At 66.8% G+C, this 13,676-nt stretch carries 14 protein-coding genes; 10 read left to right on the top strand and 4 right to left on the bottom strand.

All coding sequences use genetic code 11. From position 1 onward, the window contains the following. From HH212_RS01120 to xseA, 3 genes are all read right to left on the bottom strand, one after another. The gene (locus HH212_RS01120; protein WP_169433706.1) at window positions 1-240 is read right to left on the bottom strand and encodes a hypothetical protein; all 240 of its coding nucleotides are present in this window, start codon (window positions 238-240) and stop codon (window positions 1-3) included. Window positions 241-321: 81 nt separating this feature from the next. Then, window positions 322-900 carry a superoxide dismutase gene (locus HH212_RS01115; protein ID WP_169433705.1) on the bottom strand — a complete coding sequence of 193 codons (579 nt, stop codon included), beginning with the start codon at window positions 898-900 and terminating at the stop codon, window positions 322-324. Between the two features lie 220 nt (window positions 901-1,120). After that, the gene (gene xseA / locus HH212_RS01110) at window positions 1,121-2,482 is read right to left on the bottom strand and encodes an exodeoxyribonuclease VII large subunit (protein ID WP_169433704.1); all 1,362 of its coding nucleotides are present in this window, start codon (window positions 2,480-2,482) and stop codon (window positions 1,121-1,123) included. Window positions 2,483-3,695: 1,213 nt separating this feature from the next. Between xseA and HH212_RS01105 the strand changes: the two genes are divergently transcribed. The 7 genes from HH212_RS01105 (at window position 3,696) to HH212_RS01075 (ending at window position 9,991) form a co-directional block, all read left to right on the top strand. Further along, entirely contained in the window at window positions 3,696-4,301 is a 606-nt protein-coding gene (locus tag HH212_RS01105) for a MotA/TolQ/ExbB proton channel family protein (RefSeq protein WP_169433703.1), read from the top strand. Beyond that, a complete protein-coding gene (locus tag HH212_RS01100; RefSeq protein ID WP_170205187.1) occupies window positions 4,301-4,753 on the top strand; it encodes an ExbD/TolR family protein in 453 nt (150 codons plus the stop codon). The genes HH212_RS01105 and HH212_RS01100 overlap by 1 nt, the downstream gene beginning before the upstream one ends. Window positions 4,754-4,782: 29 nt before the next feature. Next, window positions 4,783-5,832 (top strand): tetraacyldisaccharide 4'-kinase, encoded by a 1,050-nt coding sequence (gene lpxK / locus HH212_RS01095; protein ID WP_169433702.1) that lies wholly within the window; start codon window positions 4,783-4,785, stop codon window positions 5,830-5,832. Further along, window positions 5,813-5,986 carry a Trm112 family protein gene (locus HH212_RS01090; protein WP_169433701.1) on the top strand — a complete coding sequence of 58 codons (174 nt, stop codon included), beginning with the start codon at window positions 5,813-5,815 and terminating at the stop codon, window positions 5,984-5,986. The genes lpxK and HH212_RS01090 overlap by 20 nt, the downstream gene beginning before the upstream one ends. Window positions 5,987-5,991: 5 nt before the next feature. Further along, complete coding sequence (gene kdsB / locus HH212_RS01085) at window positions 5,992-6,744, top strand: 3-deoxy-manno-octulosonate cytidylyltransferase (RefSeq protein ID WP_169433700.1); 753 nt, start codon at window positions 5,992-5,994, stop codon at window positions 6,742-6,744. A 195-nt stretch (window positions 6,745-6,939) separates the two neighbouring features. Next, window positions 6,940-7,596: an adenylate kinase gene (adk, locus tag HH212_RS01080; protein WP_169433699.1), complete on the top strand. Its 657-nt coding sequence runs from the start codon at window positions 6,940-6,942 to the stop codon at window positions 7,594-7,596. Between the two features lie 208 nt (window positions 7,597-7,804). Beyond that, window positions 7,805-9,991, top strand: coding sequence for a sodium-translocating pyrophosphatase (locus HH212_RS01075; RefSeq protein WP_169433698.1), 2,187 nt, complete (start codon window positions 7,805-7,807; stop codon window positions 9,989-9,991). Between the two features lie 88 nt (window positions 9,992-10,079). Here HH212_RS01075 and HH212_RS01070 read toward each other — a convergent pair whose 3' ends face one another. Beyond that, a complete protein-coding gene (locus HH212_RS01070; RefSeq protein WP_169433697.1) occupies window positions 10,080-10,616 on the bottom strand; it encodes a DsbA family protein in 537 nt (178 codons plus the stop codon). 198 nt (window positions 10,617-10,814) lie between these two features. Here HH212_RS01070 and HH212_RS01065 point away from each other — a divergent pair, with 198 nt between their 5' ends. The 3 genes from HH212_RS01065 (at window position 10,815) to HH212_RS01055 (ending at window position 13,591) form a co-directional block, all read left to right on the top strand. Continuing rightward, window positions 10,815-11,759, top strand: coding sequence for a hypothetical protein (locus tag HH212_RS01065; protein WP_169433696.1), 945 nt, complete (start codon window positions 10,815-10,817; stop codon window positions 11,757-11,759). 178 nt (window positions 11,760-11,937) lie between these two features. Then, window positions 11,938-12,696, top strand: a complete 759-nt coding sequence (locus tag HH212_RS01060; RefSeq protein WP_169433695.1) for a class I SAM-dependent methyltransferase — start codon at window positions 11,938-11,940, stop codon at window positions 12,694-12,696. A 121-nt stretch (window positions 12,697-12,817) separates the two neighbouring features. After that, window positions 12,818-13,591, top strand: coding sequence for a 3-hydroxyacyl-CoA dehydrogenase (locus HH212_RS01055; RefSeq protein ID WP_169433694.1), 774 nt, complete (start codon window positions 12,818-12,820; stop codon window positions 13,589-13,591). The last annotated feature ends 85 nt before the right edge of the window (window positions 13,592-13,676 follow it).

Below are 13,676 nucleotides of genomic sequence, written 5' to 3'. Positions count from 1 at the left end.
TCATTTACCTGCCGCGCTCGGCAACAGGAAACCGCCGCTCCATTTCTGGTTGCCCTTTACATCCACCGACAGGCCCACGCCCTTGGCCGCCAGGATGCTGTCCGCAGTCGTGTGCGCATAAGTGCGCCCCTGGCCGATGTAGCCGCCGTTGGCGCTTTGCAGATAGTCGTAGTTACCGCTGGCCGGGATGGCGCCGGATAGCGTCGACCACAAGCCGTTCGGGATCGGGTAAAAAGGCAACAAAAAATCCGCCGAAGCGGATTTTTTTGCGGTATCGACCGGCCGCAGCGCCTTCGCGGAGTTACGGCATACGGAGGCAGATTACGCGAAGTTCTGGTTCACGAAATCCCAGTTGACGGTGTTCCACCATGCCTCGACGAACTTCGGGCGGGCATTGCGGTAGTCGATGTAGTAGGCGTGTTCCCAGACGTCGCAGGTCAGCAGGGCCTTGTTCTCGGTGGTCAGCGGGGTGCCGGCGTTCGAGGTGTTGGCGATGTCGACGGTGCCGTCGGCCTTTTTCACCAGCCAGGTCCAGCCGGAACCGAAGTTGCCGACGGCCGACTTCTGGAATTCTTCCTTGAACTTGTCGAACGAACCCCATTTGGCGTTGATCGCATCGGCCACCGGGCCGGTCGGGTTGCCGCCGCCGTTCGGGGTCATGCAGTTCCAGAAGAAGGTGTGGTTCCACACCTGGGCCGAATTGTTGAACACGCCGCCCTGGGACTTCTTGATGATCTCTTCCAGGGGCATGTCTTCGTATTCGGTGCCCTTGATCAGGTTGTTCAGGTTGGTGACGTAAGCCTGGTGGTGTTTACCGTAGTGGTATTCCAGGGTCTCGGCGGAAATGTGCGGTTGCAGAGCGTCCTTGGCATACGGCAGCGGGGGCAGAGTATGTTCCATGTCTTGTCCTTGATAGGGTTGGTGATTCATCCGAAACGGGGGCTTATTCTAAACCGGATGCGCGCGCGTTGCATGTTTGGCTTTCATTTCAAACATGCGCCGCATTGGCGCGCGCCGCCGGCAAACGATTTTGTCGGCATGACGCGACGCGCGGCGCGCAGGCTGCCTGCAATACCGGCGCCGGCCGCGCCGGGCGCGCCCTGGCGTGCGCTGCCTGGTTTTATTCGAGCACGTCCTGCACGCTGGCGACGCCGACCGCGGCGCTGCCGTCGGCCAGGCGCACCGTCAGCACGTCGCGCGGCCTGATCCTGGACGGCGAGCGCAGTACCTTGCCCTTGGCGTCGCTGACGATGGCATAGCCGCGCTCCAGCGTGCGCTGCGGATTCAGCAGTTCGAGCTGGGCGGACAGGGCCGCCAGCGCCTCGCGCCGCTGGCGCAACTGGCCCCCCATGCCGGCCACCAGATGGCGTCGCTCGGATGCCAGCTGGGTGCGCATGGCGCGCGAATCGGGGCGGTGGCGCGCCCAGCGCTGCTGCAGTTGCGCCAGCAGCACGCCGTGGCGGTTCAGCGGCGCGCGCACCGCGTGGGTCAGGCTGCTAGCCATGCCCAGCAGTTTCAGGCGCTGGTGGGCGATCTGGGCCGCCGGGCTCAGCAGGCGGCGGCTGAGACTGTCGAGAGCCTGGCCGGCATTGCCGAGGATGCGTTCCATGGCGCGCCGCAGGTCGCCGGCATCGGCTTCGAGCGAGGCCAGCCAGTCGGCGCGTGCGGTGGAGGCCAGCTCGGCGGCGGCGGTCGGGGTGGCGGCGCGCAGGTCGGCGGCGAAGTCGGCGATGGTGAAGTCGGTCTCGTGGCCGACGCCGGAAATCACCGGCATGGCGCAGGCGGCGATGGCGCGCGCCACCGCTTCCTCGTTGAAGCTCCACAAGTCTTCGATCGAACCGCCGCCGCGGCACACGATCAGCACGTCGACCTCGGCGCGGCGCGAGGCGGTGGCGATCGCGCCGGCGATCTTTTCCGCCGCCAGCTGGCCCTGCACCGGCGCCGGATACAGCACCACGCGCACGTGCGGGGCGCGCCGCCGCAAGGCCGTGAGCACGTCGCGCAGGGCCGCCGCCTGCGGGCTGGTGACGATGCCGATGCTGCGGGTAAACAGGGGCAGGGGACGCTTCTTCCCTTCGTCGAACAGGCCCTGCGCCGCCAGTTTTTCCTTCAGGCGCAAAAAGGCTTCGTATAGCGCGCCGACCCCGGCGCGGCGGATCGCCTCGACGTTGATCTGGTAGTCCCCACGTGCGCCGTACAGCGTAACCAGCGCGCGCACTTCGACCTTGTCGCCTTCGCGCGGCACGAAGCCGGCGAACTGGGCGCGGCCGCGGAACATCACGGCGCGCACCTGGGCGGCATCGTCCTTCAGCGTGAAGTACCAGTGGCCGGAGGCGGCGCGCTTGAAGTTCGAGATTTCGCCGCCGATCCAGACCAGGGGAAACGAACGTTCGAGCAGGCGCGCCACCTGTTGATTGAGCGAGGTGACGGTCAGGACAGGGGGCGCGGTATAGGCCGGATCGGTTTGGTCGATGCTGAACATATCAATATGCTAATGAAAACTGTCCACAAAAAAGATCATGGGTGATGCAAGATTCATCATTTTTTAGCTTGTTTCTAGACTTATCCTAAGCTATTGATTTATATGGATAAATCATCCTGCTTGATTTCGATGCAGAAACAAAATTCCTTTATGTATCAAACACTTCCCTCCAGCGCGGATCAGTTGGCCACAATCTTATCCACAGAAATTGTGAGGAAGTGAATTATTCCATCTGCCTAAAATAGAGGCGGATAAATGTTTCTTAATGTAATCAAACACTTAGGTGCCGATGAGGCCGCTTGCTCACATCGTTTTCCACAATTTATGTGAATACCGGTGCGTATCGCTGATCGTGTCCCTGCTGAACCGATCCCGCGAAGTCGTCGGTGCTCATTGACTCGCAGCAAAGCCGCAATGGCTTGTGCGGGCCTGCTCGAGACGCCGTGGCAGGCAGCACTATACCAGTTACGATCGGCAGCTTTCCCCATGGGGCCTCGTACGGTGAGCAGCCACTATCGGCATGTGGACAAGCGCCGAATGCCTCAAAAGCAGGCGAATGCAGAAAAATCTCTTCGAATCAAAGGCTTGCATCGAGAAGGAAATGTTTGCTCACATCTTTTTCCACAGTTTTTGTGAACAGTCATGCGCTATGCCCGGCGCATATTCTGGCGGATGTTGGGTAGGGCGCGCGCGCTGCCGACTGGCTCCGGCCGCTGCCAGCCATGCTGCGAACATGCAGTATGCGCAAAAATTAGGCGGAGATTGATAAGTTTTTAAAATCAATTACTTAGAGTTCACAACATACCCTTGCACACAATTTTATCCACATAAATTGTGAAAAAGCCTTTGTCATGAGCACAGATGTAGTCCGATTCAAGCTGCCCATTTATTGCGCGGAATTACATTTCTTAATAAAATCAATGACTTGCTATTTGGAAATGAACTTCCGCACACATCTATCCACAGAAATTGTGGGCAACTACATCTCTTGAGCATCAAAAAGTTACTTCTGGCAATGCGATATTTTGGATGCCGTCTTTTTGCGCACTGAAGAATATCCTATAAGAATCAACGGCATCGTCGGTGGAGAGGTCCATTGCACACACTTTTATCCACAGAATGTGTGCAGAACCCTACTTGCCGCAAAGCGGCCGACACGTTACATTGCGCAATTCCCTGTCGCGTTGTTTTTCCATTTATTCGGGAGTTCGTTTTGCTCGCCATTCTCCAAGCGGCCGGCTGGCCCATCTGGTTCCTGCTGCTCGCTTCCGTCATCGCCCTCGCCCTGATCGTCGAACGCCTGATCTACCTGCGTCGCGAAAAGATCCTGCCGCGCCAGCTGCTCGACGAAGTCATCCAGGTGTATCGCGGCGGTAAGGTCACGCCCGACATCATCGACAAGCTGCAGCAGAATTCGCCGCTCGGCACCGTGCTGGCGGCGGCGCTGCGCAACGTCGACGCGCCGCGCGACGTGATGAAGGAATCGATCGAGGAAGCGGGCAGGGGCGTGGCGCACGTGCTCGAGCGTTTCCTCACCACGCTCGGCACCATCGCCTCGCTGGCGCCGCTGATGGGTCTGTTCGGCACCGTGGTCGGCATGATCGAGATCTTCGGCGCCCAGAACGCCAGCGGCGCCAACCCGGCCCAGCTGGCGCACGGCATCTCGGTGGCGCTGTACAACACCGGCTTCGGCCTGGCGATCGCGATGCCGACCCTGGTCGCCTACCGCCACTTCCGCGCGCTGGTCGACAGCTTCATCATCGACATGGAACTGCAGTCGGTGAAGTTCGTCGACGTCGTCCACGGTGCGCGCAAATGATCGACTTTCGCCGCGGCCGCAAGCGCGAGGATCCGGAAATCAACCTGATCCCGTTCATCGACGTGCTGCTGGTGGTGCTGATCTTCCTGATGGTCACGACCACCTACAGCAAGTTCACCGAACTGCAGATCACGCTGCCGACCGCCGACGCCGCCAAGGCGGTCGACAAGCCGTTCGAGATCAACGTCACGGTCGACGCCAAGGGTAACTACACGGTCAACAACGTGCCCGTCTCGTTCCACGGCGTGGCCGGCCTGGCCGAGGACCTCAAGCGCGCCGCCACTACCGGCGCCGATGGCCAGCCCCTGGCGCAGCCGGCGCGCGACCCGGTGGTGATCGTCAACGCCGACCAGTTCGCCATGCACCAGATGGTGATCAACGTGCTGGAAGCAGCGCGCCTGGCCGGCTACGACAGGCTGACCTTCGCCGCCCAGAGCAGCACCCAGAAATAAGGGGAGCGGGCGCGCGCCGCCCGCACCGCATGGCATCTTCCCTCGAATCGACTCTCACGCGCGCCTGGCTGCGGCGCGGTCCGCTGGCCATGGCCTTGTGGCCGCTGTCGCTGCTGTTTCGCCTGCTCGCGGCACTGCGCGCCGCGCTGTTCCGCGCCGGCGCGCTGCGCTCCGAACGCTTGCCGGTACCGGTGATCGTGGTCGGAAATATCTTTATCGGTGGCACCGGCAAGACCCCGTTGACCATCTGGCTGGCCGAGCAATTGATGGCGGCCGGCTTGCGGCCGGGCGTGATCTCGCGCGGGCACGGCGGCAAGCAGGACGGCGCGGACGCCGGCGCCGGTGCGCCGCGCGAAGTATTGCCGGGGTCGAGCGCGCGCGCGGTCGGCGACGAGCCGCTCCTGATCGCCGCGCGCACCGGCTGTCCGGTGGTGGTGGGCCGGCGCCGCGCCGAGGCCGGACGGCGCCTGCTGGCCTTGCATCCGCAGGTGGACGTGCTGATCGCCGACGACGGCCTGCAGCACTACGCCCTGCAGCGCGACGTCGAGGTGCTGTTGTTCGACGGGCGCGGCGTCGGCAATGGCTGGACCCTGCCGGCCGGCCCGCTGCGCGAGCCGCCTTCGCGCCGGCGCGATTTCACGGTGGTGAACGCGCCCGAGCTCGGCGCGGACCTGGCGGCGGCGGTGGGCGGGGCGCCGTTCCGCATGGTGCTGGCCGGCGACACGGCGGAGCGCCTGGCCGATGCGGGCGAGCGCCGGCCGCTGGCGGATTTCCGCGGCCGGCGCATCGTGGCCGCCGCCGGCATCGGCAATCCGGGCCGCTTTTTCGCCATGCTGCGCGCAGCCGGATTGCAGGTGCAGGAACTGGCGCTGCCCGACCACCACGACTTCCTCGACGACCCGTTCCGGGCGCTGGATGCCGACGTCATCCTGGTGACCGAGAAGGATGCAGTAAAATGTCGGCAACTTGAAAACATCAACAACGATCCGCGCCTGTGGGTCGTGCCGGTGGCGGCGCGGATCGATTCCGCGCTGGCCGCCCAAATCGTGGAGAAATGTCGTGGACGCCCGACTGCTTGATATCCTGGTCTGCCCGCTGTGCAAGGGACCGCTCGAATATGACAAGAAAGCCCAGGAACTGACCTGCCGCCCGGACCGCCTGGCCTATCCGGTGCGCGACGGCATCCCGATCATGTGGGCCGACCAGGCGCGCAAGATCGAGCCGGCGCTGTAGGCGGCATGGGTTTCATCGTCATCATCCCGGCGCGCCTGGCCTCGACCCGGCTGCCGAACAAGCCGCTGGCCGACCTGGGCGGCAAGCCGATGGTGGTGCGCGTGGCCGAGCGCGCGCGCGAGTCCGGCGCCGCGCGCATCATCGTCGCCACCGACCATCCGGACATTGCCGCCGCCTGCGCCGCGCACGGCATCGAAGCCTGCATGACGCGCGCCGACCATGCGTCCGGCACCGATCGCATCGCCGAAGTGGCGCGCGCGCTCGGCCTGGCGCCGGATGCGGTGGTGGTCAACCTGCAGGGCGACGAACCGCTGATCGATCCGGCGCTGCTGGCGGCCTGCGCCGCCCGCATCGGGCCGGAGGTGCCGATGGCCACCTGCGCCCACCCGCTGGCGGATGCGCACGACGCCTTCAATCCGAACGTGGTCAAGGTCGTGCTCGACAAGGCCGGCCGCGCCCTGTACTTTTCGCGCGCCACCATCCCCTGGCACCGCGACGGCTTCGCCGCCGATCGTGCCACGCTCCCGCCAGGCTATGTGCCGCTGCGCCATATCGGGCTGTACGCCTACAGCAACGCCTTCCTGCAAGCCTATCCGCAACTGGAAACGTCGCCGCTGGAAACCATCGAAGCGCTGGAACAGTTGCGCGTCCTGTGGCACGGCGTGCCGATCGCGGTCCACGTGACCGACGCGGCGCCGCATGCCGGCGTGGACACGCCGGACGACCTCGCGCGGGTGCGACTTTTCTACCAGTCTTGATCTTGTTGGAAATGTTGTCATAGCGCGTCTGCGCCAGCTCAACGGGTCGATCGATCGCGGCCGGCCAGTGGCTTTTGGGGCCGCTTTCATGGTAAGTTTCGGATCATTTAGTCAAATTTGCATCAAACTCGGTCATTGCGCTGCACCAAAATGCAGCGTGTATAACTGTTATCAAAACCTTTTAGGAAATCCTTCATGCGTCTCATTCTGTTAGGGGCACCTGGCGCCGGCAAAGGCACCCAGGCCAATTTCATCAAAGAAAAATTCAACATTCCCCAGATCTCTACCGGCGACATGCTGCGCGCGGCGATCAAGGCCGGCAGCGAACTCGGCCTGGCGGCGAAAAAAGTGATGGATGCGGGCCAGCTGGTGTCGGACGACATCATCATCGGGCTGGTGAAGGAGCGCCTGAAGGAAGCGGATTGCGAGAACGGCTACCTGTTCGACGGTTTCCCGCGCACCATCGCGCAGGCCGACGCCATGAAGGACAGCGGCGTCGCGGTCGACTACGTGCTGGAAATCGACGTGCCGGACGACATGATCGTCGAGCGCATGAGCGGCCGCCGTTCGCACCCGGCCTCGGGCCGCGTGTACCACGTCAAATTCAATCCGCCCAAGGCGGAAGGCGTCGACGACGTCACCGGCGAGCCGCTGGTGCAGCGCGACGACGACAAGGAAGAGACCGTCAAGAAGCGCCTGGACGTGTTCCACACGCAGACCGAAGTGCTGCTGGGCTACTACGGCAAGTGGGCGCAATCCGGCCTGCCCGGCGCCCCGAAATACCGCAAGATCACCGGCGTCGGCCCGGTCGAGCAGGTGCGCGACGCGGCGTTTGCGGCGCTGTCCGAGTAACGGCAAGACAAGGCCGCCGCATGCCGCGGCGGTTGTTTGTTGTTTCAACGACGGCATGACAGGTAGCGTGGACGGCTCTGCCGTCCACGCGTTCAACCGTCCTCTATCGATTCCGGATCAACGTTTCGCAGTACGCAGCAGGCAGGCAGCGCGCAACAGGCTGCCTTTCAAACGTGTGGTGTACTTGATCAACGATGAGGGGGACGACATGGCAGCCACGCAGCTCATCTTCGCCGTCGCGTGCGGCGTCATCGCGGTAGGGTACGGATTGTGGTCGCGCAGCTGGGTGCTGCACCAGGACCCCGGCAGCGGCCGCATGCAGGAAATCTCGCTGGCGATCCAGCAGGGGGCCTCGGCCTACCTGGCGCGCCAGTACCGCACCATCGGCATCGTCGGCATCGTCCTGCTGGCCATCGTCTTCTTCCTGCTCGGCGTGCCGACCGCCGCCGGCTTCCTGGCCGGCGCGCTGCTGTCGGCGGCCTGCGGCTTCATCGGCATGAACGTCTCGGTGCGCGCCAACGTGCGCACCGCCCAGGCCGCCTCGCAGGGGCTGGACCAGGCGCTGCACGTGGCCTTTCGCGGCGGCGCCATCACCGGCATGCTGGTGGTCGGGCTCGGGCTGCTGGGGGTGTCGCTGTTCTACTGGATACTGACCGCGCGCGCCGACGGCTCTCTTTCCGCCCATGACGCGATCCAGCCGCTGGTCGGCCTGGCCTTCGGCGCCTCGCTGATCTCGATCTTCGCGCGCCTGGGCGGCGGTATCTTCACCAAGGGCGCCGACGTCGGCGCCGACCTGGTCGGCAAGGTCGAGGCCGGCATTCCCGAGGACGATCCGCGCAACCCCGCCGTGATCGCCGACAACGTGGGCGACAACGTCGGCGACTGCGCCGGCATGGCGGCCGACCTGTTCGAGACCTACGTCGTGACCCTGGTGGCGACCATGCTGCTGGGGGCGCTGGTGGTGCCGGCCGGCGCCGGCGCGGCAGGGGCGGGCAGTGCCGGCGCCGCCATGCTGTACCCGCTGCTGCTGGGCGGCGTCTCGATCCTGGCCTCGATCGTCGGCTGCTCGCTGGTCAGGATCCGCCCCGGCCACAAGATCATGGCGGCGCTGTACACCGGACTGTGGTGGTCGGCCGGGCTGTCGCTGATCGGCTTCGGCGTGGTCACCTGGCTGGTGTGGGCGGACGGCGCCATGCGCTGGCACATGCTCGGCTGCGCGCTGGTCGGCATCGCCCTGACCGCGTCGATGGTCTACATCACCGAGTACTACACCGGCACCGACTTCAAGCCGGTGCGCCACATCGCCGAAGCCTCGACCACCGGGCCGGGCACCAACATCATCGCCGGCCTCGGCGTGTCGATGAAGGCCACCGCCTGGCCGGTGCTAATGGTGTGCGCGGCGATCCTGCTGGCCTACCGCTTCGGCGGCCTGTACGGCATCGCCATCGCCGCCACCGCGATGCTGTCGATGGCCGGCATCATCGTTGCCCTCGATGCCTACGGGCCGATCACCGACAACGCCGGCGGCATCGCCGAGATGAGCGGCATGCCGGAGCGGGTGCGCGCCGTCACCGATCCGCTGGATGCGGTCGGCAACACCACCAAGGCCGTCACCAAGGGCTATGCGATCGGTTCGGCCGGGCTGGCGGCGCTGGTGCTGTTCGCCGACTACACGCACGCGCTGGCGGCGGGCGGCGCCCGCGTCGCCTTCGAGCTGTCGGACCCGATGGTGATCGTCGGCCTGTTCATCGGCGGCCTGATCCCCTATTTGTTCGGGGCGCTGGCGATGGAGGCGGTGGGGCGCGCGGCCGGGGCGGTGGTGATCGAGGTACGGCGCCAGTTCCGCGATATCGTCGGCATCATGGCCGGCACCGGCAAGCCGGAATACGACCGTGCGGTCGACCTGCTGACCGCCTCGGCGATCCGCGAGATGGTGCTGCCCTCGCTGCTGCCGGTGCTGGTGCCGGTCGCGGTCGGCATGCTGCTGGGGCCGGTGGCCCTGGGCGGGATGCTGATGGGGACCATCGTCACCGGCCTGTTCGTGGCGATCTCGATGACCACCGGCGGCGGCGCCTGGGACAATGCCAAGAAATACATCGAGGACGGCCAGTACGGCGGCAAGGGATCGGACGCGCACAAGGCGGCAGTGACCGGCGACACCGTGGGCGACCCGTACAAGGACACGGCCGGCCCAGCGGTCAACCCGCTCATCAAGATCATCAATATCGTGGCGCTGCTGCTGGTGCCGGTGCTGCCGGCCGGCGGCTGGCTCGCCGTCACCGACGCCACGGCGAACCGGCCGCCGTCATCTTTCGACAAGCCAGTGACGCGTAGGGTGGACGACTCTACCGTGACGGCAGATCATCCTGCCGCCTCGATGCCGTCCACGCGGTGATCGGCATCCTCGATTCTGCGCCGCATCCGGCCCTACGGTAACGGCTATCCTCGGCACCGCCACGCCGACGCCCGACATGGCGGGACCGCTACCGCCGCGCCGCCTCGCGCAGCGCCATTTCCAGCGATTCCCGGTCCGAATCGCCCTGGTAACGCACGCCGTTGATGAAAAAGCTCGGCGTGCCGCTGGCCCCGTCGCGGTGCGCGCGTTCGGCGTCTTCCAGCACCCGTGTCCGGTGGCGCCGCTGCAGCAGGTCGTCGCGGAATCGCTCGGTGTCCAGGTCGAGGCGCTCGGCCAGCAACGCCAGGTCCTGTTCGCCGGTCACCTCGCGCTGCCGTTCCAGCAGGGCGTCGTGCATGTCCCAGAAGCGGCCCTGGGCGGCGGCCGCCTCGGCCGCCTCCGCCGCCAGTCCGGCCAGCGGGTGCAGCTGTTCCAGCGGCAGGTGGCGGTACACCAGGCGGATACCGCCCAGCTTCTTGCCCAGTTCCTCGCCGATCGCGGCCAGGGCCGCATGCGCGCGGGCGCAGAACGGGCATTGGAAGTCGCCGTATTCGACCAGGGTCAGCGCCGCATCCTGCGGGCCGCGCACATGCTCGCCGCTGCCGATCTCGTCCATTCGTTTCATCGTTTCTCCACAATCGGGCGGCGGCGCCTGCCGGGCAGGATGCCTGGCAATGCCGCCGGCCGGGCATGATGGCACGAGGCCGCCTGCGGCTGGCGCAGCCTTCGTTCAGGAAATATCTGGATGGCATGCCAGCGCCGCGTTCGCCGCACCTGCGCTAAAGTAGGACGAACAGCGCAAACCAGGAGTGGAGGACCCAGCATGGAACCGATCCGATCGCCGTCGTCCCGGCGGCAAGCGAAGACGGCGCAGTCGCCGCTGCAAGCACTGGCGCTGGCGATGTTGTTCGCGTGGACGGCGCTGCCGGCACAGGCGGTGCAGGCGCGCGAAGTACAAGCCGCCCAGCAGCAAGCGGCCCAGCCGCAAGCGACCCAGCCGCAGGCCGCCCAGCCGGCCCAGCAGGCACGCCAGGCCCAGGCGATCCAGAAGGCCCGGCAGGCCCAGGCGGTCCGCCCGTCCACGCCGGCCGGCACGGGCGAGGGCAATGCGTCGACCCGGCGCCAGACCGAACGGACCGACCGCGCCAACCGCGCCGCCACCATCGCCGACGAAGCCGGCGATACCGGCCAGCCAGCGGCAGCCGCGGCCGCGGCCGGCCAACATGCCGGCGCGGCCGGCGCGGCTGGGGCTGCGGCGCCGGGCGCCGCCAGATCGGCGGACACGTCGCCGGGCACCGCCGCGGCCGGACCGTCGTACGGACCGGTGCTGGATCCACAGGCGGCCGACGCGGCGCGCAAGGACCCGGCCGAGGTACACGACGAAACCGACAGCCAGGCGCGCCAGGCCCAGCCGCAGGGGCAGCCGTCGGCGCAAGCCGGGCCGGCCGGCCAGTCCCAGCGCGGCGCGCGCGCCGGCGCACGCCGCCATCCTGCCTGGCAGGCGCCCGGTGCGCTGGCGCCGCGCCCGCTGCAGCCTGCCGGAAACGAGCTGGCGGCCGGCATCCCCGTCGGGAGCGTGCCGGTGCCGCCGCCGGCCACGGCGCCGCGGCCGGCGGTGCCGAGCTCGACCGCCATCAACGCTTGCGTGGGCGGGGTCTGCACCGATGCCGGCGGCGCCGTCTACAACGGCATCGGCAGCGGCAACGCCGGCGTGAGCAGCAGCGGGCGCGCCTGTGCGCGCACCGGCGCCACGGTGCAATGTTTCTAAGAGCGTATCCCAGTAGACAGGGGGAAGCGAGTGCCGATGCATGGCGAACGGAAGCAACGCAGCGCCCGTTTGTCAGGCGCGGCAATAGCGACTCCGGGCGACTGGGATACGCTCTAAAGCCAGCCAACCGGTGGTTGCCGGCGCGCCCGGCAAGCGCGGGTAACAGGAAAGGACATCCATGACGATCGATGACGCACCCGCACGCAACCCGTTCGACCGGGGCGGCCAGGCCTACGCCCGCTTCCGCCCGGACTATCCGGCCGCGCTCGCCGCCTTCCTGGCATCGGCGGCGCCGGACCTGCGCTGCGCGCTCGACGTCGGCTGCGGCAACGGGCAATTGACGAAGCTGCTGGCGCCGTGTTTCGACCAGGTGATCGGCGCCGATCCCAGCGCCGACCAGATCGCCAACGCCGCGCCGGACGCGCGCATCGCCTACCGCTGCGCGCCGGCCGAGCGCCTGCCAGTGGACGACGGCAGCGTCAGCCTGGTCACGGCGGCCCAGGCCGCGCACTGGTTCGACCTGCCGGCGTTTTATGCGGAGGTGCGGCGCATCGCCGCGCCGCGGGCCGCGCTGGCGCTGGTCAGCTACGGCGTGCTGCGCATGGAGGCGCCGCTCGACGCGCACTTCCAGCGCTTTTATGCCGAAGGCATCGGGCCGTACTGGCCGCCGGAACGCAAGCTGGTCGACACCGGCTACGCCGGCATCGCCTTTCCGTTCGAGGAACGCCGCGCGCCGCCCATGGATATCCGCCTGGAATGGGACTTGTCCGACTTCCTCGGCTACGTGTCGACCTGGTCGGCCGTGCGCGGCGCGCGCGAAGCGGGCAGGGAAGACCTGCTGGCGGCGTTCGCGCACGACATCGCCGCGGCCTGGGGCGATCCCGGCAGGAAGCGCCCGGTGTCATGGCCGATCAACATGCGCCTCGGCACCTGCTGAGCACTCGCCGCCGCCGGCCGAAAGCGTCTACAATCCGAGCGTTGACGTTTACGTAAACGTAATGGACGCGCTCGGGCGCATCCGGCGCCTGGCCGCGCGTCCCAACCTTGGAGACAACCACATGCAAATCCAGAACAACGTATTCATCGTCACCGGCGGCGCTTCCGGCCTCGGCGCCGCCACCGCGCGCATGCTCGTGCAGGCCGGGGGCAAGGTCGTGCTGGCCGACGTCCAGGCCGAGGCCGGCATGGCGCTGGCCGCCGAGCTGGCGGGCGGACAGGCGAGGGCGCGCTTCGTCCAGTGCGACGTGACGCGCGAAGCGGACGGCCAGGCCGTGGTCGAGGCGGCGCTGGCGCTGGGCCTGCTGCGCGGCCTGGTCAATTGCGCCGGCGTGGCGCCCGCCATCAAGACGGTCGGCAAGGACGGTCCGCATCCGCTCGACGCGTTCCAGCGCGCTATCAACATCAACCTGGTCGGCACCTTCAACCTGTGCCGCCTAGCGGCCGACGCCATCGCCAGGCAGGATGCCGGCGAACACGGCGAGCGCGGCGTGATCATCAATACCGCCTCGGTGGCCGCCTTCGACGGCCAGATCGGCCAGGCCGCCTACGGCGCCTCCAAGGCCGGCGTGGCGGGGATGACGCTGCCGATGGCGCGCGACCTGGCGCGCAGCGGCATCCGCGTGATGACGATCGCACCCGGCATCTTCGAGACGCCGATGCTGATGGGCATGCCGCAGGAAGTGCGCGACGCGCTGGGCGCGATGGTGCCGTTCCCGCCGCGCCTGGGCATGCCGGCCGAGTACGCGCACCTGGCGCGCACCATCATCGAGAACGTGATGCTCAACGGCGAGACGATCCGCCTGGACGGGGCGATCCGCATGCAGCCGAAGTAAGCCGCGCCGGCGCGCCTGTGAGCGCTTTGGCAATTTGAGGTACGATGCTCCGTTGTATCGCGCGCGGCCGGCATGGAAACCGGCC

The organism is Massilia forsythiae (assembly GCF_012849555.1).
GTDB lineage: Bacteria > Pseudomonadota > Gammaproteobacteria > Burkholderiales > Burkholderiaceae_D > Telluria > Telluria forsythiae.
Note: the sequence above shows the minus strand (reverse complement) of the source record. Positions and strands in the feature narration are given on the sequence as shown.